Here is a 22,151-nt window from a genome sequence, read left to right as displayed (position 1 = left end):
CCGGATGGCCGCCATCCGGTGCGGATTGCGCTCACTTGGCCCAGGTATCGCGCAAGGTCACGCTGCGGTTGAAGACCGGCGTGGCGGGACGGTGGTCGTGACGATCGGCGACGAAATAGCCCATCCGCTCGAACTGGAAGGCCTGCTCGGGCGCGGCCTGCGCCGCCGCCGGCTCCACGTAGCCGCGCACGCTGCGCTTAGACGCGGGATTGAGATGGTCGCGATAGGTCTTGCCGTCGGACTCGTCATCGGGCTTTTCCACCGAGAACAGGCGATCGTACAGGCGGATCTCCGCGGCGATGGCGTGCAGGGCGCTGACCCAGTGGATGGTGCCCTTGACCTTGCGGTTGGCCCCTTCCATGCCTGGCCGCGACTCCGGATCCAGCCAGCCGCGCAACTCCACGATCTCCCCGTCGGCGTTCTTGATCACCTCGTCGACGCGGGCGATGCCGGCGCCGCGCAGGCGCACTTCGCCCCCCGGCACCAGGCGTTTCCAGCCCTTGGGTGGGACTTCGGCAAAATCCTCGCGCTCGATCCACAGTTCGCGTCCGAATGGCACTTCGCGGGTGCCGAAGCGCTCGTCCTTGGGATGGTTGGCGAACTGCAGCACCTCGCGATGACCATCGGGCAGATTGGTCAGCACCAGCTTGAGCGGATCGATGACCGCCATCCGGCGTTCGGCGGCGGCGTCCAGATCGTCGCGCAGGCAGCCTTCCAGTACCGAGAAATCGATCACCGAGTTCTGCTTGCTGATGCCGACGCGATCCACCAGCAGGCGTAGCGCGGCCGGCGTGTAACCGCGACGACGCAGGCCCTGCAAGGTGTACATGCGCGGGTCGTCCCAACCGTCGACCAGACCTTCGCCGACGAGCTGGGTCAGCTTGCGCTTGCTCATCACCGTATAGTTGATGTTGAGGCGCGAAAACTCGATCTGACGCGGCTTGGCCGCTTCGCGCGGCAGGCCTTTCTCCATCAGCGGCTGCAGCAACTCCGGGTGGCCCACCAGGTCCACCTTGTCCACGCACCAGTCGTACAGCGGGCGGTGATCCTCGAACTCCAGCGTGCACAGCGAATGGGTGATGCCTTCGATCGCATCGCCCAGCGAATGCGCGAAGTCGTACATCGGATAGATCGGCCAGGCATTGCCGGTGTTCTGGTGCTCGACATGCTTGATGCGGTACAGCGCCGGGTCGCGCAGGTTGATGTTGCCGCTGGCCATGTCGATCTTCGCGCGCAGGGTGCGGGCGCCATCGGGGAATTCGCCGGCACGCATGCGGCGGAACAGATCCAGGTTCTCCTCGACGCTGCGCTCGCGGTAGGGCGAATTGCGGCCCGGCTCGGTGAGCGTGCCGCGGTATTCGCGCACTTGCTCGGCCGACAGGTCGCAGACGAAGGCGTGCCCGTCGCGGATCAGCTGCTCGGCAGCCAGGTAGTACACCGCGAAGTAATCCGAGGCATGGCGCAGCTCGGCCCAGTCGAAGCCCAGCCAACGCACGTCGTCCTGGATGGCGGCGACGAACTCGGGGTCTTCCTTGGCCGGATTGGTGTCGTCCAGGCGCAGGTTGCAGCGCCCGCCGAATTCCGCAGCGATGCCGAAGTCCAGGCAGATGGCCTTGGCGTGGCCGATATGCAGGTAGCCATTGGGCTCGGGCGGGAAGCGGGTGCGGATGGCGGCATGCTTGCCGCTGGCCAGGTCCTCGCGGATGATCTGGCGAATGAAGTCTTTCTTCTCGGCCGGGGCGGTGGCGTCGGTAGCGGGGGTCTCGGACATGCGTGCATCGGCAAGAGGTAAACCGCAAGTTTAGGCGGTGGGGGCGGCCAGGGGTAGGCGGCGCGCGCGTGGTGGCGAAAATTCCCGGTGCTGAGCGGTGGCTGGCACGCTGGCAACAGCGCGAGGACTGCCGTCCACTGGCGCGGAATGAGGCCGCCGTCGCGCCCGGTTGGCGCACGTGCTGGCCATGCCGGGCTGCATGCAGGCAAACCGGAAGTGCGCGCGCTCAGGCGCAGCGCGCTACCGGCATCGCCACCGCGGTGTCCACCGCTGCGCCGGCGGTGCGGGCCAGGCGTGCACAGGAGCGCTCCCGCGCGCGAATCGCGCTACGCTGCGCCGATCGCGGGACGTACGCGGCATGGCCTGCGCCAGGCGCGAGCTCTCCGCACCCTGGAGCAGATCGATCCCATGCAGATTGCCTACCGCGCCGCGCACCTGATCGATGCCCATCTGGCCAAGCACGCGCTGGAGGATGCCGGCCTGACCGCCTTCGTGTTCGGCGAATCCCTGCTGGGGGGCGCGGGCGAGTTGCCGGCCTTCGGCATGGTGCAGGTCTGCGTGGCCGATGAAGACCTGGCGCAGGCGCAAGCGGTGCTGGCCACGCTCGGGCTGAGCGGTCAGGTCAGCCTGGCGTTGTGAGGCCGCTCAGGCCGTCGTCGCGGAATCGGGGTGGCGCCATCCAGGCGGCGCTGGATCCGGCGCCGCCAGCGCCCGCAGTCGCTTGAACAACACCGTGGTTTCGGCCACGTTCCACACCCGCAGCGCGACTTCGAAGGTATCCAGCGGCTTGGTCAGGAAGTCCTTGGCGCCCAATCCCAGGGCGCGATGGCGCGCGCTGCGGCTGGGGTCTGCGGTGAGTACGATCACCGGCAGGAACTGCCCCGGATCGGTCAGGCGCGATAGTTGCTCCAGCAGCGCGTAGCCGTCGAGCCCGGGCATCATCAGGTCGAGCAGGATCAGGTCCGGCGCGAAGGCCGACACCAGGCCCATAACCCGCAGGGGATCGGTGGTGGCGATTACCTGTTGGAAGCCCTCGCGCTGCAACAAGTCCTCCAACAGGCGAACGTTGGCCGGCTCGTCGTCGACGATGAGGATACGTGTGCTCAGGATCTCGTCGCGGGTCATGCCAGTAATCCATCGATGACGCGGAAGAATTCGGCCACGTCCAGCGGCTTGGTCAGATACGCGCGAACGCCGTGCGCCCCCACCCGCGCGACGGTGGCGGCAGTGGCATCGGCGCTGATGACCACCACCGGCACCGCGGCGATCTGCGGCTGGTTCTGCAGTTCGCGCAGCAGCTCTTCGCCGTTGCCGTCGCTCAAGTGCAGATCCAGCAAGATCAGATCGGGCACGCTGTGCTCCAGCAATGCGCGTGCCTGCGCCAGGCTGTCGGCCTCCAATAGTTGCCATTGCGGCCGGCGTTCGGTGAGCGTGCGGATCAATGCCTGATTGGAAGGGTTGTCCTCGATGCTCAGCAGGCGACAGACACCGCTACCGCCCGCCGGCGCCGGCAGCGCAGCCGGCGTCGGTTCGCTGGAGGGGCGGTCGCCCTGCGGCAGCGCGATCCAGAAGCGCGCGCCCTCGCGGCTGCTGTCCACGCCGATGCGGCCCCCCATCGCCTCGATCAGCCGCTTGCTCAAGGCCAGGCCCAGGCCGGTGCCTTCCACGGCCGAGCGCTCGGCGCCCAGGCGCTCGAACGGGGTGAACAGCCGTTCGATCTGTGTCTCTGTCAGGCCGGCTCCCTGGTCGGCAACGACGAGACGTACCTGCGCGTCCTCTCTGCGCGCGCTCACCTGGACCTGACCGCCGGCACGATTGAACTTGACCGCGTTGGACAGCAGGTTGAGCAGGACCTGTCGCAGCCGCTGCGCGTCGGCGCGCACCGTCAGCGGGCCGTCGATGCTGGGCGGTAGCAAGCCGATGCCACGGCTGGTCGCGTCCGGCGCCACCAGCGCCAGCGCCTCCTGCACGGCCGCCTGCACCTGGATCGGTTCGGGGCTGAGATCCAGTTGATCCGCTTCGATGCGGGCGATGTCGAGCAGCTCGGTGATCAAGCCCAGCAGGTGACGCCCGGCGCCGAGGATGTGCTGCAGATGGCGACGATGGGCCGGCTCGGGCAGGTCCAGTTCCAGCACCTGGGCGTAGCCGAGAATGGCATTCAACGGGGTGCGCAGTTCATGGCTGCTGCGCGACAGGAATTCGGTCTTGGCGTGGTTGGCTGTTTCGGCTTCGCGGCGCGCCAGCTGCGCTTCGGCCGCGCGTGCGGCGAGCAGTTCGCTGGCCTGGGCCAGGCGTTGGCCGACCTGTCCCAGTTCGTCGCCGGCACCCGGCTGCGGTGCCAATGGGAGGCCCTCGCCCAGGCGATCGGCGTTGGCGGCCAGGGTTCGCAGCCGTTTGGACATCCCCGATGCGAACACTGCCACCGCGAACACGGCACCCAGTCCGCCCAGCATCGCGGCGCACAAGGTGATGATCAGGTTGCGTTGCCGCAGCGCCTGCGCCTTGGCGGTGCGCAACTGCAACTGCGCGGTCTCGTAGTTGCGTAGCTCACGCAGCTCGGCGCGCAGGATGTCGAGCTTGTACTTGCCATCCCACAACTGCCGGATCTCTTCCTCGCGGCTCAGATCCGGCGCCAGTAAACGCCGCCATCCCTGCATCTTCTCGGCGAACAAGGGTTTGATGCCGGCAAAACGCCGTGCCTGGGCAGGATCGGTGATGCGTTGCGAGAGCCGGTCCACCACCCGCTGCAGACGCGGCTCGGCATCGCGGTAGGGGGTGAGGAATTCGTCGCGGCCGACCAGTCGATAGCCGCGCACGCCGGCGGCGGTTTCTGCCAGCAGTGCATGCGCTTCGTACAGGTCGCTGAGCACTTCCAGCGTCTGCCGCACATCGCTTTCGGCGGCGATGTTCTGCCGCTCCACGCTGTAGATCGCCATCAGCGCCACCGCCAGCAACAGCAACGGCAAGGTGACCACCGCCAGGCTCTTGCGGGTGATCGGCCAATCGTTCCACTGCCTCGCCCATGCAGTCATAGCGCCAATCCGGATTGGACCGCGTACACCGCGGCCTGCGTGCGATCTTTTACCTCAAGTTTCTGCAGGATTCGCTCCACGTGCACCTTGACCGTGCCGGCGGAGATCCCCAGTTCAGCGGCCAGTGCAGCGTTGGTCAGGCCGCGTGGCAATAGCGCCAGCACTTGTTTTTCGCGTCGGCTCAACGCGGTGAGGCGATCGTCCGGCAGTTGCTTGCGGCGACGTGTCGCCACCGGCTTGGGCGGCTCGGCGACCAGCATCGGCAGTAATAGCGCGAAGGCCTGCACGGCTTGCGCATCGTCGCTGGCGGGTGCCGCCTGGCCGTCGTGCCAGGCGAGGCACAGCATCCCGTGGGTGGCGCCGAGCGCCTGGATCGGGAGACGAAGCTCGCGCAGGTTGGTTGGGCGGGGCGGCAGGAGCCAGGCCGCCTCCTGGCTATCGCCGGCAGCGCTCGCGCCAGGCGGCAGCGCACGACCGCGGCTGGCCAGCACCTGGGTGCGCGGGCCGCGTTGCGCCAGCACGGCGCCATCGTCCAGGCCCAGCAATTGCAGGACGCGTCCAAGCACCTCATCGCAGGCCTGGGCCGGGTTGCTGGCCTGCTGCAAGACCTGGGTCATCTCGAGCAAGGCCTGCCAGCGCGCGCTGGCCGAGGCTTCGCGTCGCAGTGACTGCCGCCAATCGCCCGCATTGGTTGGGGTTTGCATGCGTACGCCTCTATGCCGATCAGCATATTCGAGTATACGCCGCTCGGCAGCATTGTCGCGGCCGCTTGATGGAGACACTGGGCTCGCCCACTGAGGCAACCCCCAACCAACACGGAGATTCCACCATGCGTCGCACCCTGTTCTCTCTGGTTCTGGCTCTGGCTGCCACCCCGGCGCTGGCTGGCGGCGTGATGCACTACACCGACAAGGCCGCGCTGCCGGCCGGCGGTGAGGAGCGCGAGGTCGCCCGACTGTTCGATACCTGGAACGCGGCGCTGGCCAGCGGCAACCCGCACAAGGTCGCCGACCTGTATGCGCCGGACGGTGTGCTGTTGCCGACCGTCTCCAATGAAGTGCGCACCTCGCGTGCGCAGATCGAGAACTACTTCGAGATGTTCCTGGCCAAGAAACCGCAAGGGGTGATCAATTACCGCACCGTGCGTCTGCTCGACGAAGACAGCGCGGTGGATGCGGGCGTGTACACCTTCACCTTGACCGATGCGCACGGCAAGAAGAGCAACGTGCAGGCGCGCTACACCTTCGTCTACGAGAAGCGCGACGGCAAGTGGCTGATCATCAACCACCACAGCTCGGCCATGCCCGAGGTCGATGCGCCGCGGGTCGCCACCAGCAAGTAAGCGGAGCGGTGTCAGGCGAGCACCGGGCGGGGTTGAAAGCCGCACCGCCCGGCGCCATCCAGCAGGCAACCTCTCGATCCGCGGAGTTGCACCATGTTGGGAATCGGCGCCTTCAAACAACGCATGCCCCGTCCGGGCGAGGCCTTGCCCGGACGCGAGCAGCCGCTACCGCTGCACAACGCGCATTTGATCCACGGACACCCGTTGCGCGCAGACTTCGCCGGCCTGGCGCAGGTGCAGTTCGGGCTGGGGTGTTTCTGGGGCGCCGAGCGCAAGTTCTGGAGCCTGCCAGGCGTGCATACCACCGCGGTGGGTTACTCCGGTGGCGAAACGCCGAACGCGACCTATGCGGAAGTGTGCTCCGGGCAGACCGGTCACACCGAGGCGGTGTTGGTGGTGTACGACCCGCAGGCGGTGTCCTTCGACAGCTTGCTGCGGACCTTCTGGGAAAGTCATGACCCTACCCAGGGCATGCGCCAAGGCAACGATGTCGGTACGCAATACCGGTCGGCGATTTATTGCACTACCCAGGCGCAGTACGACAACGCCATTGCCAGTCGCGATGCCTACCAGCAACGGCTGGACGCGGCCGGCTATGGCGCCATTACCACCGAGATTCGCTTTCCGGCGCCCACGTTCTACTACGCCGAGGACGATCACCAGCAATATCTCGCCAAGCATCCCAATGGGTATTGCGGGCTTGGAGGTACAGGTGTGAGCTGCCCGATCGGGCTGGAAGCCTGACGGAAAGGCGGGCCGGATCGCGGCGGTCGCCAGGGGCCGACTACGTCCCGGCGACCGGCCGATGGCCAAGCGACCGGCAGCGTTTCACGCGCGGGCAGCATGGGAGTGCATGCCAGGCAACGTCATGGCTACGTCGGCGACGGCGTGGCCATTTTTTTGTACATCGGCAGCGTGCCGGTGCCTTGGCTCACACGAACTCGCCGGCGAACATGCCGCGCAGCTGCGCCAGCAGTTCGGGACGATCGGGATGCAGTGCGCGCATGCAGGCCACGGCGAAGCCCACTGGGCTGGTGCCCGGGGCCGTGATCACGCTGTCGGCGCTGACCACCTTCTCGTGGCGGAAATGCTCGGCACCGGCATAGGGCAGCACATGCTCCTGCAGGAACGCCAGCGAGTTGCTGGTGTGTGGGCGGGTATCGAGCAGGCCGGTGTAGGCCAAGGCCAGGGTGGCGCCGCAGATCGCGGCCACCGGGCGCTGCTGCTGCACACGTTCGCGCAGCAGTGCGCTCAGTCCTGGGATCTCGCCGGCCTGCCAGCGCTCGCTGCCCGGCAGGATCCACAGATCGGCGTCGAGCGGCGCCAGATCGGATAACGCGAACTCGGGCACGATCCGCAATCCGCCGATCGACTGCACGGGTTGGCCGTCGATGCTGGCGATGGCGAGCTGGTCGCCAAACCATTCCCGTGCCGCAGGCAGGACCACACCGATCTCCCAATCGGCCACGCCATCGGTCATGACCACTGCGATCTTTGCCATTGTCTGTCGTCCGTCCTGTTCGCTACGAAATCCGGATTCTAGAGCGGGTGATGCAATTTGAGATGTGATGCGTTGGCCGGCCGCGATGCGGAGCGGCTGCTGGGTAGCGCCGGCTTGGCGGGCGCCAATGCAAGCGGCGCGGTGCAGCGCCCGCTGACGGCCAACCCTGCAGGAAGCGCCCTGTGGCGCGGCGATATCGCGTTGCGCGTCTTAACCAGGCGGCCAGCCCGCCCCGCAGCGTACGCCTTGTTTCGATGCATCACAGGCCGCTTCGCACTCACCTCAACGTCCATCACACCCTCTGGCTGGGCGGCGTTGCGGGGCGATGCGTGCCGGAGACCAGCTGCCATGGTGTCGTGTGCGGCGGCAGGCATCGTGTGGTGCCAGATACGACAACGCCCGCAGCCAACGGCCGCGGGCGTCGCTGAAACCGCCTGCTGCGCTCAGCCGGCGAGCTTGTCGGCGATGGTCTTGCGCAAGGCCTGCAGGTCCTTGGCGAAGGTATCGATGCCGCCGGCCAGCTTCTCGGTGGCCATCGGATCGGCGGCCAGGTCCTTGGCCAGCCGGGCACTGTCGATCGGGGTGATCTTGGCGTGGTCGGCCTGCACGGGCGACAGCTTGCGCGGCAGCGGGCCGTGGTCGGCGTCGAGCTTCTCCAGCAGCTCCGGCGAGATGGTCAAACGATCGCAGCCGGCCAGCGCCTCGATCTGCGCGGTGGAGCGGAACGAGGCACCCATCACCACCGTCTCCGAGCCGCGACGCTTGAATTCGTCGTAGACGCCACGGACGAACACCACGCCCGGGTCCTCGTCGATGGTGGCCGGGGTCTGGCCCTGGGCGACGTAGTAATCGAGGATGCGGCCGACGAAGGGCGAGATCAGGAACGCACCAGCCTCGGCGCAGGCCAGCGCCTGCGAGCGATTGAAGATCAGCGTCAGGTTGCAATCGATGCCTTCGCGCTGCAGCTGACGCGCAGCGTCGATACCTTCCCAAGTGGCGGCGATCTTGATCAACACCTTGTCCTTGGAAACGCCGCGCTCGCCATACATGGCGATGAACTTGCGCGCCTTGGCGACCGTGGCGTCGGTGTCGTGCGCCAGGTCGGCGTCCACTTCGGTGGAGACGCGGCCGGGCACCAATGCCGACAGCATGGTGCCCACGCCGACGGTGAGCCGGTCGGCGACCTCATGGACAGTGGCGTCGCGGTCCTGGCCGCCGTGCTCGCGGCCCCAGGCCAGTTCGCGTTCGATCAAGTCGGCGTAGACCGGCAGATCCAGCGCCTTTTTCACCAGCGTGGGATTGGTGGTGCAGTCCACCGGCTTGAGTCGCTTGATGGCGTCGTAATCGCCGGTATCGGCGACCACCACCGACAGGTCGCGCAGTTGGGCGAGCTTGGAGGGGGATGCAGTCATGCGGGTTCTCTCGAATCGTTGAACGGGGTGAAGGGGGGCGCAGCGCGCTACGTTAGCGCGCCTCGCGCGGGAAGTCGCCCGCCGTCTGGGACGGCGCATGCACTGCGGTGACGCGCAGCCGCAGCGCGCGGCCATCGTCGCTGCGCCAGTCGATGCTTTGGCCGATCGACAGGCCAAGCAGGGCGCTGCCGACCGGTGCCAGCACCGAGACGCGGCCTTGCTGGATATCGGCTTCATGCGGATACACCAGGGTGAGCCGATGGCGTTCGCCATGCAGCTCGTCTTCGCACTCGATACGTGAGTGCATGGTGACGACATCGGCAGGAAGCTGTTCGGGCGGCACGCTGTGGGCACGCCCCAGTTCGTCGGCCAGCGCGGCGGCGGCCGGATGCGAGCGGTAGCTCGGGGACTCAAGCAAGGCCTCCAGGCGGGCCAGATCGCTGCTGGAAACGAGGAGGGACGGCGGTAGGCCGCTGTGGTGCGTGGTCATGGCAATCTCCGCAAGATGGAATACGCAAAGGGCGACATCTGCATGTCGCCCGTCTCCATTGTCGGCAAGATTGCGCGGTCAAGCGACCGCGGCGGCATGCTGGGATTCAGGCAGCCACCGCGGTGGGGTTTGCGGGAGGCTGATCGAGCGAGAACAGGCTCGCCGGCAGCTCCTTGAACAACTGCGCCAATTGTTCCAGGAAGCCGGTCATCGCCGAGCTGCGCCGCCAGACCATGGCGATGCGGCGATTGGGCTGCTTGTCCTCGCGGAAGTGAATCAGGCGGATGTTCTCCGAACGCGCCACCGGCGGCTTGACCGCCAGCAGCGGCAGCAAGGTGACGCCGACATTGGCGGCGACCATCTGTCGCAGCGTCTCCAGGCTGGTGGCCTGGAATTCGGACTTCTCGCTGGCGCCGGCCAGGTGGCAGACATCCAGTGCCTGCTCGCGCAGACAATGGCCGTCTTCCAGCAATAGCAGGCGCTGATCGGACAAGTCGTCCAGCGTCATGCTGTCGCGCTGTGCCAGCGGATGGGCCTCGGGGACTGCCAGCACGAAGGGTTCTTCGAACAGGAACTCGGCGTGCAGTTGTTCGTCCTGGATCGGTAGCGCCAGCAGCGCGGCATCGAGTCGGCCTTCGCGCAGCTGGTGGAGCAGCTGATCGCTTTTTTCTTCCACCAGCAACAGTTCCAGCCGGGGAAAACGGGCGCGAATGCGCGGCACCACATGCGGCAGCAAGTAAGGCGCCAGGGTGGGGAAGATGCCCAGTCGCACCGTGCCTGCTTCCGGATCCTGGCTGCGACGGGCGGCTTCCTTCATCTGCTCGACCTCGGCGACGATGCCGCGTGCGCGCATCGCCGCTTCACGCCCGGCCGGGGTCAGCATCACCTTGCGCGGTGCGCGTTCCACCAGCGGCACGCCGAGCTCTTCTTCCAGTTTCTTGATCTGGGTCGACAAGGTGGGTTGGCTGACGAAACACGCCGAGGCGGCACGACCGAAATGCTTGTGGTCGGCCAAGGCGACCAGGTACTTCAGGTCACGCAGATTCATGCTGTAGCCCTCTGGATCGTGACGGGAGGCGAACGCGACACCAGCTTAGCGCCCGGGCCGGCCGGGCGCTTATCTGGCGGTCGTCAGGCCGCCTGCGCCACGGCGGCGTTGTCGACTGGTGCGCTGGTGCGAATCAGATAATCGAAGGCACTGAGCGCAGCCTTGGAACCTTCGCCCATCGCGATGACGATCTGCTTGTACGGCACGGTGGTCGCATCGCCGGCAGCGAACACACCGGGCACGTTGGTCTGGCCGCGGTCGTCGACGATGATTTCCCCGCGCGGCGACAACTCGACCGTGCCCTTGAGGAACTCGGTATTGGGCAGCAGACCGATCTGCACGAACACGCCTTCCAGTTCCAGGTGCTGGGTGTCGCCGCCGGTACGATCCTTGTAGGTCAGGCCGGTGACCTTTTGCCCATCGCCGAGCACTTCGGTGGTTTGCGCGCTGGTGATGATGCGCACGTTGTGCAGGCTGCGCAGTTTGCGCTGCAACACTTCGTCGGCGCGCAGCTTGTCATCGAACTCGATCAGGGTGACATGGGCAACGATGCCGGCCAGGTCGATGGCCGCCTCCACACCGGAATTGCCGCCTCCGATCACCGCCACGCGCTTGCCCTTGAACAGCGGGCCATCGCAATGCGGGCAGTAGGCCACGCCCTTGTTCTTGTACTGGCCTTCGCCGGGCACGTTCATCTGCCGCCAGCGCGCGCCGGTGGACAGGATCACCGTCTTGCTCTTGAGCGAAGCGCCGTTGCTGAGCTTGACCTCGATCAGGCCGTCGGCACCGGCCGGAATGAGTTGCTCGGCACGCTGCAGGTTCATGATGTCCACGTCGTACTGGCGCACGTGCTGCTCCAGCGCGGCGGCCATCTTCGGGCCTTCGGTTTCCGGCACCGAAATGAAGTTCTCGATCGACATCGTGTCCAGCACCTGGCCACCGAAACGCTCGGCAGCCACGCCGGTGCGGATGCCCTTGCGCGCGGCATAGACCGCCGCCGCCGAGCCGGCCGGGCCACCGCCCACCACCAGCACATCGAAGGCATCCTTGGCAGCGATCCGGGCGGCATCGCGCTTGGATGCATTGGAGTCGAGCTTGGCGACGATCTGCTCCAGCGTCATGCGGCCCTGATCGAACAGCTCGCCGTTCAAATACACGGTCGGCACCGACATGATCTGGCGGGTTTCGACCTCGTCCTGGAACAGCGCGCCATCGATGGCCACGTGTTTGATGCGCGGGTTGAGTACCGCCGCCAGGTTCAGCGCCTGCACCACGTCCGGGCAGTTCTGGCAGGACAGCGAGAAATAGGTTTCGAACTGGTAGTCGCCATCCAGGTGCTGGACCTGTTCGATGACCTCCGCTGCGGCCTTGGACGGATGCCCACCCACTTGCAGCAGTGCCAGCACCAGCGAGGTGAACTCATGGCCCATCGGCAGGCCGGCAAAACGCAACGAGATGTCCTGGCCAGGCGTGCTCAATGCGAACGACGGCTTGCGCTGGTTGTCGTCGCGATGGACGTCCAGGCTGATCTTGTCCGACAGCAGGACCAGATCCTCCAACAGTTCGAGCATTTCACGCGACTTGGCGCTGTCGTCGATGGAGGCGTGGATCTGGATCGGCCGGGTGACCCGTTCCAGGTAGGCGGTCAGCTGGGTCTTGAGGGTCTCGTCCAACATGGGGAACTCCTGGCGTGGGCAAGGGGAGGGCGTCGACGCGCTGCATCAGCAGGGCGATACGGAGAAAGGAGATGAACCGCAGCCGGCGCGGAAGGCGGCGTGCTGGCGATGGCTGGCGGGCTGCCAGCACCGGCTCCGGTTCATCCCCGGCCCCGAAGGGCCGAGGATGCGGGCGACTTAGATCTTGCCGACCAGGTCCAGCGACGGTGCCAGGGTCTTGGCGCCTTCCTTCCACTTGGCCGGGCAGACCTGGCCAGGGTTGTTGGCGACGAACTGGGCAGCGGTCAGCTTGCGCAGCGTCTCGGTGACGTCGCGTGCGATGGAGTTGTCGTGGATTTCCAGCGTCTTGATCACGCCCTCCGGATTGATGATGAAGGTGCCGCGCAGGGCCAGGCCTTCTTCCTCAATGTGCACGCCGAACGCGCGGGTCAGCTGGTGGGTCGGATCGCCAACCAACGGGAACTGCGCCTTGCCCACGGCCGGCGAGGTCTCGTGCCACACCTTGTGCGAGAAGTGCGTGTCGGTGGTGACGATGTACACCTCGGCGCCGGCCTTCTGGAAGGCGGCGTAATTGTCGGCGGCGTCTTCCACCTCGGTCGGGCAATTGAAGGTGAAGGCGGCCGGCATGAAGATCAGCACCGACCACTTGCCCTTCAGGCTGGCTTCGGTGACTTCGATGAACTTGCCGTTGTGATACGCGTTCGCCTTGAACGGCTGGACCTGGGTGTTGATAAGGGACATTGCGTTTCCTCTAGCGGTGAAGGGGGGCGGGGGATGGAACAGGCGCCATGGTAGGCAGCATTGATAGATCGCGCAAATCGATTGATGGAATTAAATAGATAGCCTGCGGCTATCGATTTCTCAGGTTGCGTCTGCCGACGCGCGGGCGCACTACCCGATAATGGTCAGCCGATGTTGCCCACGAGTGAATTTCCGATGTCCAATGCCGCATTGCCGATGACCACCGAAGTCGCACTACGGCAGGCGTCCGCCAGGATTGGGCGGGTCGACGCCGAGCCCTTGCTGCTGCATGCGCTCGATCGCGACCGGGCGTGGCTGTTCGCGCACGGTCGAGAGCCGCTGGCGACCGCGGTGGCGGAGACCTTCGAGCGCCTGGTTGAGCGGCGCGTCGCTGGCGAGCCGGTGGCCTACCTGACCGGCGTGCGGGCGTTCTGGACCTTGGATCTGGTGGTCTCGGCCGCCACGCTGATTCCGCGCGCCGATACCGAAACCCTGGTCGAGCTGGCGCTGGCTCGGATGGACACGCAGCGCGCCTGGCAGGTCGCCGACCTGGGGACCGGCAGCGGTGCCATTGCGTTGGCGATCGCCAGCGAGCGGCCGCAGGCGCAAGTGACGGCGACCGACCTGAGCGCGGCGGCGTTGGCGGTGGCGCAGGCCAATGCGCGCCGCCACCGGCTGGACAATGTCCAGTTCGTCCAGGGCTCCTGGCTCGCGCCCCTGGGCGACCAGCGCTTCGACCTGATTGCCAGCAACCCGCCTTACATCGCCGCCGGGGATCCGCACCTGCTGCAGGGCGATCTGCGCTACGAGCCAGCGAGTGCGCTGGCCTCCGGCCACGACGGCCTGGACGATATCCGCCAGATCGTGGCTGCAGCGCCCGCCCACCTGCTGCCAGAGGGCTGGTTGTTGCTGGAGCACGGCTGGGACCAGGGCGCCGCCGTGCGCGCACTGTTGGTGGCGGCTGGTTTCGCGCACGTGAGCAGTGCGCAGGACCTGGAGCGACGCGATCGGGTCACGCTGGGGCAGTGGCTGCTGGCCGCTTGAGCCCCGGACCACGGCGGGCTGCCGATACAATGCGGCCTTTCCCGCAGGACCGACGCATGCGCACGCTCTATCCCGAGATCACGCCCTACGACCAGGGCCGCCTCCAGGTTGATGACCGCCACACGATGTACTTCGAGCAATGCGGCAATCCGCACGGCAAGCCGGTGGTGATGCTGCATGGCGGGCCCGGCGGTGGCTGCAACGACAAGATGCGGCGCTTCCATGATCCGGCCAAGTACCGCATCGTGCTGTTCGATCAGCGCGGCTCCGGCCGCTCCGTGCCGCACGCCGATCTGACCGCCAATACCACCTGGGATCTGGTGGCCGATATCGAACGGCTGCGCGAGCATCTGGGTATCGACCGTTGGCAGGTATTCGGCGGTAGCTGGGGATCGACGCTGGCGCTGGCCTATGCGCAGACCCATCCGCAGCGTGTGACCGAGCTGGTGCTGCGCGGCATCTTCCTGCTGCGCCGCTGGGAGTTGGAGTGGTTCTACCAAGAAGGCGCCAGCCGGCTGTTCCCGGACGCATGGCAGCACTACATCAATGCGATTCCCCAAGAGGAACGCGGCGACCTGATCGCCGCCTTCCATCGCCGCCTCACCAGCGATGACGAAGCGACGCGGCTCGCGGCCGCCAGGGCCTGGAGCGTGTGGGAAGGCGCCACCAGCTTTCTGCATGTGGACGAAGACTTCGTCACCGGGCATGAGGATGCGCATTTCGCGTTGGCGTTCGCGCGCATCGAGAACCACTACTTCGTCAACGGCGGCTTCTTCGAAGTCGAAGGCCAGTTGTTGCGCGATGCGCATCGCATCGCCGAGATTCCGGGTGTGATCGTGCATGGCCGCTACGACGTGGTCTGCCCGCTGCAGAGCGCCTGGGATCTGCACGAGGCATGGCCGAAGGCTCAGCTGCAGATCAGCCCGGCGTCGGGGCACTCGGCGTTCGAGCCGGAAAATGTCGATGCGCTGGTGCGCGCCACCGACGGCTTCGCCGGCTGATTGCACTGGCGCCGGCACTGTCGGCGCCAGCAGTGCACAAGCGCGCCGATGTCATTGCACGCGCGTGCCGCCACTGGCGCCGGCGCGCGCCGGTGGGCCGCCTCAGTGCTGCAGCAACCCCTCGGCCAACGGCGGCAGTAGCCGCGCCAATCGCTGCGCCCAGGCCAATTGCCCAGCCGCATCGGCGATCAGATCCTGGCGGATTTCCAGTTCCACGTGCGGCAGGCCGCGGCGTTCGCCGTGTACCGGGATGGCGTAGTCGGTGGCGTCGCTGACCGCATACGGCTGATTGTCGCCAACCACCAGGTCCGGCTCGGCACGCAATGAGTGCAACAGGCGATGCGCCAGCCGGGTGTCGCGGTGGTACAGCACGCCAGCGTGCCAAGGCCGCGCGCTGCCGGCCATCACCGGGGTGAAGCTATGCATCGACACCAGCAAGGTCGGGTGCCCGCGCTGCTGGCGTGCATCCAGCTCGTTGGCGATCCGTGCGTGATAGGGCGCAAAGATCGCCTGCACGCGTTGTTGCCGGGCGTCCTCACTCAAACCGCGGTTGCCGGGAATCAGCGTGCCGTCGCTCACTTCCGGAATGCGGCTGGCGGCATCCTGCGGCCGGTTGCAGTCGATCACCAGGCGCGAATAGGTCTGGGTGATGGCCCAGGCATCCAGCAGCCGGGCCAAGTGCCGGGTGACTCCGGCGATGCCGATGTCCCAGCCGATATGACGGTCCAGTTCCTGCTGCGGTAGCCCCAACTGGGCCAGCTGCATCGGCACGCGCTGGCCAGCGTGATCGGCGATCAGCAGCCAGGGCGAACGGGCTTGCGCGCCGATCACCTCGAACGGGGCGGGATCGTCCGGGCCGAGCAGCGACGCCGACGCCGCGGCCTCAAGCACGCGGGGTGCCGTCCAGCGCGTGGTCTGCCAGATACAGGCCGGCCCACAGTTTGGGATCCATCTGATAGCCCTCGGCCAGCTTCTGCGCCAACCAGGCCGCTGCCTGGGAACGCGGAATCGTGTGCACGGTGATGTCCTCGCTGGCATCGCCGCCGCCGGCGCCGACCTTGCGCAGGCCGCTGGCGCGCACGAAGGCGATCTTTTCGCTGCTGGCGCCGGCCGAAGTCGGCCCGATCATCAGCACTTCGGCGTGGTCGGCGGTCCAACCGGTTTCTTCTTCCAGTTCGCGAATGGCCGATAGCTCGATCGATTCGCCGGCATGCACGTCGCCGACCAGGCCGGCCGGCATTTCGATGGTGCGTGCCTGCAGCGGTACCCGAAACTGCTCGACGAACAGCATCGCATCGTCGGGTGTCACGGCAATGATGATCGCGGCCAGGCCGCCGGCATGCACGCGTTCGGAATACTCCCAGGTCCCGCGCACGACCATGCGTTGGTACTTGCCTTCGTAGACGACGGTGGGCTGGGTGTCAGCTTGGTTCATGAGCGTTGCCTTGGGACAGGGAAGCGGGAGGGGACGACAGCGGCGTGATGGCGCCGGCGGCCTGCAGCCGGCGCCGGGTCAGCGGGCCGAAACGCAGGCTCTCGCACAAGCCGGCCAGCATGTCCGCATCGGCGGGCGCACGGGCGAAGCCGTTGGCGGTCAACGCCAGCGGCGCGTCCAGCGCGATGGTGGTCAGCTGCCGCCACAACAGCGCATGTTCGCGTTGCTCGCGCAGTCGCACGGCCATCTGCGCGGCGCCGCGCAAGCGCAGGAAGGGCAACTCGTCCAGCCGCTCCAGCAAGGCGTCCAGGCTGCCGAAATGGCTCAGCAGCACCGCCGCGGACTTGGCGCCGATGCCGGTCACGCCAGGGATGTTATCGATCGCATCGCCGCACAGCGCCAGATAGTCGGCGATCTGATGTGCATGCACGCCATGCCGCGCCTTCACGCCGTCCACGCCCCAGCGCAGGTTGCGGGCGTAATCCCATTGTTCGTCGTGGTCCAGCAGCAACTGCGACAAGTCCTTGTCGGCCGAGACGATCACGCCGCGCAGGCCCTGTCCGCGCATGTTGTGCAGCGCGCTGCCGATCAGGTCGTCGGCCTCATACTCGCGATGCGCCAGCACGCTCAGTCCCAGGGCCGCGCACAAGGCTTTGCAGTGGGCGAACTGCCGTCGCAGCGCATCCGGCGCGGGGTCGCGGTTGGCCTTGTAGGCCGGGTACAGCGTGTTGCGGAAGCAACTGTCCAGCGCCTCATCGAAGGCAATGGCGATCTGTGTGGGGCGTTCGCGTTCGAGCAGGTCCAGCAGGAAGCGTGCAAACCCATGCACGGCGTTGGTCGGCCAGCCTTGCGCGTCCTGGAATTCGTCCGGCACCGAGTGCCAGGCCCGGAACACATACAGGCTGGCGTCGACCAGATAGAGCGGGGCCGGACGCAGGGCGGCGGCCGTGGCCACCGCCAGCGGAGCGGGGGCGTTGCTCACGGCGTCCAATCGCGCAACAGCGCGCGCGGGTCCGGCCGCTCCCGCTCGGGCGCCTCGGTGCGTGGGGTGCCGATATGGATGAAGCCGACGACGCGCTCGTGCTCGCTCAGGCCCAGATAACCGGTCACGACCGCGTCGTAGGCCATCCACGCCGTGAGCCATTGCGCGCCAAAACCGCAGGCCTGGGCCGCTTGCAGCAAGGCGAAACACACGCAGCCGGCGGTCAGCAGCTGCTCCTGCTCGGGCACCTTGTGCTCCGGTTGCAGGCGGGCGATGACCACCACCACCAGCGGCGCGTGACTGAAACGCTCGCGATCCTTTTCCACCACCGCCGGTGGCGCGAACGGGTCGCCCGCCAGGGTGCGCTCGGCCAGGAAATCGCCCAGTGCCTGCCGTGCCTGGCCAGCGATCCGCAGTAAGCGGAACGGCACCAACTTTCCATGGTCGGGGACGCGGACGGCCGAGGCGAGCATCCGCAGCAACGTGGCCTCGTCCGGACCGGGTTCACCGAGTTGCTTGGAGGGAACGGAGCGGCGCGCGTCCAATGGCGCGAGCGGGTCGTCTGCGTGCATAGATCGGAAGCGCGGAGGAGGGGGTGGCAGTATAGACGGGCCGTTCTGTCCGCCTGCTGGACGCAGGCCGGTAAGCCGCGCGAACGCCTTTGGCGCCCCGATCCGCGGTGGTGCTGGGGCGGCGGACGCAGGGAGCGAAGACGGTATGCGGGTGGCGCCGGCCAACCCAACCTTGTTCAACGCAGCGGCGAGAGGATGACGGCGGAACGTTCAGCTATGCCAATGCCGACTGAGTGGCGCGCCAACGGATGATCGGCAGCTGTACACCAGGCCGAGTGGGGCCGGAATGGTCGCAAGATTGCGTCTGCGCGGCCGCTGTCAGCAATACGGAGGGTTGCTTAACCCCGCCGCTATGCGTCCTTGTTCAGTCGGCGCCACCGGAGTGGAGCACGCTAGGATGGCTGTGCGACTCGCAAACAGAGCGGTCTCTCATAGGTCACTAGCAAAGTGAGATATGCGTCACAATTAATGGGTGTGGCAACCGCCTACCATGCGTGGGCGGAATTTGGGGCCGCGCCTGTTGCATCTCGTTTGACTATTTTCGCGCCTGCAGAGGCGGGGAGCCTTTGCGCATGACCTTTCAGCCCAGTCCCACGGGACACCCGGGGCGCGACCAACGCTTGCTCGAACAGGCGCATGCCGCGTTCGTGCCGCCGTTGGCCGAGGTCTTTGCTGCAGCGATCGCGCATTTCGATGACGTGCTGTTCGATCGTGCCGAATCTGCAGGCGCCTCGCAGCTGCTGTTCCTGGACGGCATGCGCGAACTGCGTCGCAAGCGCGACGAGGTCGCCGTTCAATTCCGCCGGCAGCTGGATGCCGCCTGGCAGGCCTTGCTGGACGGCGCGCCGCTGTCGGCCGAAGTCGTGCTGGCGGGTGAGGTGGGGCGCGGTCCCTTGAGCCTGGTGCCCGAGCATGTGCTCGAATCGCGCCTGGCGGTGCGCAACCTGGCCACCGTGCTGCTGCGTGAGTTCAAACCGGTGCTGGCGCGGGTGGACCGCCGCCTGGGCTGGATCGCCGGTGGGTTGGAGCTGGTGGCCGACACCAATCCGGTCGGCCCCGAACATCTGGGCGTGGCGATCCACGAAGCGTTCGGCACCTGCGACCTCGCACCGGAAGTGCGCCTGGTGCTGATCAAGCTCTGCGAGCGCGATCTGGCAGAGCCGATCGGCAAGTTGTACGCACGCCTGGACGACACCCTGGCCAAGGCCGGCGTGATGCCCGAGATTTCCCAGCCGAAGCGGCCGCTGCAGCGGCCCGCGCGCAGCGAGGCGCTGGAAGCGCGCAGGAACCCCGACGGACAAGGCGGCAACGACGCCGACGCCGATGGCGAGGAGCATGGCGAACAGTACGCGCCGGCCTGGGCCAATCGCTTTCTCGATCGCTGGGCGCATAGCCGCGGTCGGATGCAGGCCGCGGCCCAACGCGGCGGTTATGCCAGCGCTGGCGGCGGCGAAGGCGGCGAGTCCGATTACCCGGGCGGTACCCAGGGCGTGCTGCTGGATGCCTTGCACGAACTGCTGCAGCAGACCCGCAGCGAGCGCGAGAGTGCCGCTTCGGCGGCGTCGGTGGCGGTCGGTCAGCAGCGCCCGCTGAGCCAGCGCGAAATGATGTCGGTGTTGTCGCTGCTGCAGGCCACGCCCAGTGCAACGCTGCAGTCGACCATCGGCGAAGAAGGTGAGTCGCTGGCGCAACGGCTGAAGAACGAGGTGTTGACCAACGCCACCCGTCTGGGCGTGGACCCGGCGAGCGCGCGGCTGGATCCGATGGACGAGGACGCCATCGACCTGGTCGGAATGCTGTTCGACGTCATGCTCGACGAGCGCGATCTGGAGAACCGCTCGCGCGAGATGATCGGCCGGCTGGTGGTGCCGTTCGTCAAGGTGGCGATGCTGGACCGCAAGATGTTCGTGCAGAAGACCCATCCGGCGCGCCGTTTGCTCAACTCGCTGGCCGAAGCCTGCGAAGGCAACACCGGCGACAGCCCGGCAGAGCGCGTGCTGATGGGCAAGGTCGAAGAGATCGTCGATCGCCTGGTGGCCGAATTCAACGAGAACCTGGCGATCTTCATGACGTTGGAGGAGGAGTTCCGCGATTTCCTCACCCAGCATCGGCGCCGGGTGGAGATTGCCGAGCGCCGCGCCACCGAGACCCAGCGTGGTCAGGAAAAGCTGGAACTGGCGCGCAGCCGGGCGCTGGCGGAACTGGAGCAGCGGGTGCAGGCCGGCGCACTGATGCCGAAGGCGATCGAGGACTTCCTGCGGCAGCCGTGGCTGCACCATCTGACCATGGCGATCCTGCGCGATGGCGAGGAGGGCCCTGGAACGCAGGAGGCCCTGGCGCTGGCCGATAGCGTGCTGGAAGAACTCGCCGAAGCGCGCCGCCATATCATCGGCAAGCCGTGGTTGCAGGCGCTGCAGCCGGCGTTGCATCGGGTGTTCGCCAGTGTGGGATTGCATGGCGATGCGGTGATCAGCGCGATTGGCGCGCTGCACGACACCCTGCAATCGGTTGCCGAGGCGCGTCCAGAACTGGAAAAGGCATTGCCCGAGCTGCCGCAGGTCAATCTGCCGCCACCGGCGGCCGAGAGCGTGAGCGTGGTGCTGGGCGCAGACATGGCCGGCCAGCGCATCGACACCGCCGATGCCGAGCGCTTCCGCACCATGGAGATCGGCACCTGGCTGGATTTCGTCGACAAGGACGGCAAGGTGCAGGCCGGCAAGCTGTCGTGGGTCAGCCCGATCTCGCAACGCCTGCTGTTCGTCAATCGCCGCGGCGTGCGCTTCTGCGTGGCCTCGCCTGAGGAGCTAGCGGTGATGGTGCGGCTGGGCCGACTGCGCGACCACAGCAACGATGGCGCATTCGACAGCGCGATGCAGGGCGTGATCGACCGCCTGGACCCGCTGAACAACGGCACCCTGCACTGAGCTGCGCTGTCGTTGCGTCGCGTCCGCTGGTGCAATCCACAATCGATGAACACAGACGCGGCAGGTGGTGCAAGCTGCCTCGTCGTCTATGGCCTCAGGAACTCGTGACCGTCGATGACGATCGCAGTGCCACAGCACGGCAGCGAACAGCAGGCGTCTAGGCTAATGCGCGTGGTTGTGCGCCGCGAACCACGCACGATCGCATTGCACATCCATTCGCGCCCGCGGCGGCGTACCTACGTCAAAGGCACGTGTGGTGGAAATGCTTGCGATCCCTGTGTCGCTGTGCCGATGAATTCCAGCGCCCGTGCGATCACCGACGGGTGATCGACCATCCGGTTATGGCCCAATCCCTCGGTTGTGAACAGCTGCGCGTTCGGCCAGAGTGCGGCGAAGAGTGCGCCTTCCTCCCACGGTGTTTCGCGGTCGCGGCGGTCATGGATGATCAGCGCTGGGCGATCAAAGCGCGGCAGACGCGGGCTGGCGTCAAAGTCGGCGAAGCGTTTGCCGGTCAGCTGGATCAGCCAGTTCTCGAACGGGGCGAAGGCCGCGGGCGCGATGCCGGCGGCGGCAAACTGCCACTGTGCGCTGCCGGCCGGCGCTATCAGCGGTGCGATCAGCACATAGCGCGCTGGCCGCCATGCCGCATCGTCGGCGAATACCGCTGCGGCCGTTCCCAGCGAGTGGCCGATCAATGCCGCGGGGTGCCCGAAGCGGACGCCGACGTGGGTGAGGATTTTCGCAAAGTGAGGCAGATTGCTGATCTTCCCGCTGCTCAGCCCATGCGCGGCCTGATCGAACGCGACCACCGCGTAGCCAAGCGCACGCAACTGCGGCACCCAGGCGACAAAACGCATGCCGTAACTTGCCCAGCCATGTGACAGCAACACATACGGTTGCTCGCCGGGATTGCCCCAGGCATACACCGCAATATCGCAGCCGTCGATGCGCACGGTCTGGCGTTGCACATCGTCCAGCATGGCGACGATGGCCGCGGCCTGCCGACGGCCGGTGGATCCGGGGGTGACAAAGCGACGCGCCAGGTAGCGCCCGGTCGGGCCGGGGGCGAAGCGGCTGGCCGCAGCCAGCAGGCCGCGCAGCAGCCGCACGCGAAGCTTGGAGATGGACGAGCTCATGAGTCTTCCTGGCGACTGAGGGAATCTTGTCAGTGACAAGATGC

At 66.8% G+C, this 22,151-nt stretch carries 21 protein-coding genes; 6 read left to right on the top strand and 15 right to left on the bottom strand.

What is annotated here, in order from left to right:
• Nucleotides 1–31 precede the first annotated feature (31 nt).
• Nucleotides 32–1,771, bottom strand: a complete 1,740-nt coding sequence (locus CKY51_RS16145; protein ID WP_022972045.1) for a glutamine--tRNA ligase/YqeY domain fusion protein — start codon at nucleotides 1,769–1,771, stop codon at nucleotides 32–34.
• 408 nt (nucleotides 1,772–2,179) lie between these two features.
• Between CKY51_RS16145 and CKY51_RS16140 the strand changes: the two genes are divergently transcribed.
• The gene (locus CKY51_RS16140; protein WP_022972044.1) at nucleotides 2,180–2,410 is read left to right on the top strand and encodes a putative signal transducing protein; all 231 of its coding nucleotides are present in this window, start codon (nucleotides 2,180–2,182) and stop codon (nucleotides 2,408–2,410) included.
• Between the two features lie 6 nt (nucleotides 2,411–2,416).
• Here the strand turns inward: CKY51_RS16140 and CKY51_RS16135 are convergent, their stop codons facing one another.
• Genes CKY51_RS16135 through CKY51_RS16125 form a run of 3 tightly spaced genes read right to left on the bottom strand, consistent with a single transcriptional unit; the run spans nucleotide 2,417 to nucleotide 5,507 of the window.
• Complete coding sequence (locus CKY51_RS16135) at nucleotides 2,417–2,896, bottom strand: response regulator (protein WP_022972043.1); 480 nt, start codon at nucleotides 2,894–2,896, stop codon at nucleotides 2,417–2,419.
• A complete protein-coding gene (locus tag CKY51_RS16130; RefSeq protein WP_022972042.1) occupies nucleotides 2,893–4,803 on the bottom strand; it encodes a hybrid sensor histidine kinase/response regulator in 1,911 nt (636 codons plus the stop codon). Before CKY51_RS16130 ends, CKY51_RS16135 begins: the two co-directional genes overlap by 4 nt.
• The gene (locus CKY51_RS16125; RefSeq protein ID WP_022972041.1) at nucleotides 4,800–5,507 is read right to left on the bottom strand and encodes a helix-turn-helix transcriptional regulator; all 708 of its coding nucleotides are present in this window, start codon (nucleotides 5,505–5,507) and stop codon (nucleotides 4,800–4,802) included. Before CKY51_RS16125 ends, CKY51_RS16130 begins: the two co-directional genes overlap by 4 nt.
• A 125-nt stretch (nucleotides 5,508–5,632) precedes the next feature.
• Between CKY51_RS16125 and CKY51_RS16120 the strand changes: the two genes are divergently transcribed.
• On the top strand, nucleotides 5,633–6,145 hold the full coding sequence (locus CKY51_RS16120; protein WP_152249496.1) for an SgcJ/EcaC family oxidoreductase: 513 nt from the start codon (nucleotides 5,633–5,635) through the stop codon (nucleotides 6,143–6,145).
• 93 nt (nucleotides 6,146–6,238) lie between these two features.
• Nucleotides 6,239–6,889 (top strand): peptide-methionine (S)-S-oxide reductase MsrA, encoded by a 651-nt coding sequence (gene msrA / locus CKY51_RS16115; RefSeq protein WP_022972038.1) that lies wholly within the window; start codon nucleotides 6,239–6,241, stop codon nucleotides 6,887–6,889.
• Between the two features lie 187 nt (nucleotides 6,890–7,076).
• On the opposite strand, the gene CKY51_RS16110 is transcribed toward msrA, so the two are convergent.
• The 6 genes from CKY51_RS16110 to ahpC form a co-directional block, all read right to left on the bottom strand.
• Entirely contained in the window at nucleotides 7,077–7,646 is a 570-nt protein-coding gene (locus CKY51_RS16110) for a type 1 glutamine amidotransferase family protein (RefSeq protein WP_022972037.1), read from the bottom strand.
• Between the two features lie 443 nt (nucleotides 7,647–8,089).
• The gene (locus CKY51_RS16100; protein WP_022972036.1) at nucleotides 8,090–9,058 is read right to left on the bottom strand and encodes a transaldolase; all 969 of its coding nucleotides are present in this window, start codon (nucleotides 9,056–9,058) and stop codon (nucleotides 8,090–8,092) included.
• 52 nt (nucleotides 9,059–9,110) lie between these two features.
• Nucleotides 9,111–9,548, bottom strand: a complete 438-nt coding sequence (rnk, locus tag CKY51_RS16095) for a nucleoside diphosphate kinase regulator (protein ID WP_022972035.1) — start codon at nucleotides 9,546–9,548, stop codon at nucleotides 9,111–9,113.
• A gap of 106 nt (nucleotides 9,549–9,654) precedes the next feature.
• The gene (oxyR, locus tag CKY51_RS16090; protein WP_022972034.1) at nucleotides 9,655–10,596 is read right to left on the bottom strand and encodes a DNA-binding transcriptional regulator OxyR; all 942 of its coding nucleotides are present in this window, start codon (nucleotides 10,594–10,596) and stop codon (nucleotides 9,655–9,657) included.
• Between the two features lie 83 nt (nucleotides 10,597–10,679).
• Nucleotides 10,680–12,272 (bottom strand): alkyl hydroperoxide reductase subunit F, encoded by a 1,593-nt coding sequence (ahpF, locus tag CKY51_RS16085; protein ID WP_022972033.1) that lies wholly within the window; start codon nucleotides 12,270–12,272, stop codon nucleotides 10,680–10,682.
• 177 nt (nucleotides 12,273–12,449) lie between these two features.
• On the bottom strand, nucleotides 12,450–13,013 hold the full coding sequence (ahpC, locus tag CKY51_RS16080) for an alkyl hydroperoxide reductase subunit C (protein ID WP_022972032.1): 564 nt from the start codon (nucleotides 13,011–13,013) through the stop codon (nucleotides 12,450–12,452).
• Nucleotides 13,014–13,208: 195 nt separating this feature from the next.
• On the opposite strand from ahpC, the gene prmC reads away from it, so the two are divergent.
• Together prmC and pip are read left to right on the top strand one after the other, a co-directional pair.
• The gene (gene prmC, locus CKY51_RS16075) at nucleotides 13,209–14,057 is read left to right on the top strand and encodes a peptide chain release factor N(5)-glutamine methyltransferase (protein ID WP_022972031.1); all 849 of its coding nucleotides are present in this window, start codon (nucleotides 13,209–13,211) and stop codon (nucleotides 14,055–14,057) included.
• A gap of 56 nt (nucleotides 14,058–14,113) precedes the next feature.
• On the top strand, nucleotides 14,114–15,058 hold the full coding sequence (gene pip, locus CKY51_RS16070) for a prolyl aminopeptidase (RefSeq protein WP_022972030.1): 945 nt from the start codon (nucleotides 14,114–14,116) through the stop codon (nucleotides 15,056–15,058).
• A 102-nt stretch (nucleotides 15,059–15,160) separates the two neighbouring features.
• On the opposite strand, the gene CKY51_RS16065 is transcribed toward pip, so the two are convergent.
• Genes CKY51_RS16065 through CKY51_RS16050 form a run of 4 tightly spaced genes read right to left on the bottom strand, consistent with a single transcriptional unit; the run spans nucleotide 15,161 to nucleotide 18,047 of the window.
• Nucleotides 15,161–15,949 carry an N-formylglutamate amidohydrolase gene (locus CKY51_RS16065; protein WP_022972029.1) on the bottom strand — a complete coding sequence of 263 codons (789 nt, stop codon included), beginning with the start codon at nucleotides 15,947–15,949 and terminating at the stop codon, nucleotides 15,161–15,163.
• Nucleotides 15,942–16,493 carry an NUDIX hydrolase gene (locus CKY51_RS16060; protein ID WP_022972028.1) on the bottom strand — a complete coding sequence of 184 codons (552 nt, stop codon included), beginning with the start codon at nucleotides 16,491–16,493 and terminating at the stop codon, nucleotides 15,942–15,944. The genes CKY51_RS16065 and CKY51_RS16060 overlap by 8 nt, the downstream gene beginning before the upstream one ends.
• On the bottom strand, nucleotides 16,480–17,475 hold the full coding sequence (locus tag CKY51_RS16055) for a 5'-3' exonuclease (protein ID WP_052172246.1): 996 nt from the start codon (nucleotides 17,473–17,475) through the stop codon (nucleotides 16,480–16,482). Before CKY51_RS16055 ends, CKY51_RS16060 begins: the two co-directional genes overlap by 14 nt.
• On the bottom strand, nucleotides 17,472–18,047 hold the full coding sequence (locus CKY51_RS16050; RefSeq protein ID WP_022972026.1) for a nitroreductase family protein: 576 nt from the start codon (nucleotides 18,045–18,047) through the stop codon (nucleotides 17,472–17,474). Before CKY51_RS16050 ends, CKY51_RS16055 begins: the two co-directional genes overlap by 4 nt.
• A 572-nt stretch (nucleotides 18,048–18,619) precedes the next feature.
• Between CKY51_RS16050 and CKY51_RS16045 the strand changes: the two genes are divergently transcribed.
• A complete protein-coding gene (locus CKY51_RS16045) occupies nucleotides 18,620–20,971 on the top strand; it encodes a DUF1631 domain-containing protein (protein WP_152249495.1) in 2,352 nt (783 codons plus the stop codon).
• Nucleotides 20,972–21,207: 236 nt separating this feature from the next.
• Here CKY51_RS16045 and CKY51_RS16040 read toward each other — a convergent pair whose 3' ends face one another.
• Nucleotides 21,208–22,107, bottom strand: coding sequence for an alpha/beta fold hydrolase (locus CKY51_RS16040; RefSeq protein ID WP_022972023.1), 900 nt, complete (start codon nucleotides 22,105–22,107; stop codon nucleotides 21,208–21,210).
• Between the last annotated feature and the right edge of the window lie 44 nt (nucleotides 22,108–22,151).

The sequence above is a fragment of the Xanthomonas maliensis genome, assembly GCF_009192945.1.
GTDB lineage: Bacteria > Pseudomonadota > Gammaproteobacteria > Xanthomonadales > Xanthomonadaceae > Xanthomonas > Xanthomonas maliensis.
The sequence above is the reverse complement of the archived record's forward strand: the minus strand, read 5'-3'. Positions and strand labels throughout refer to the sequence as shown.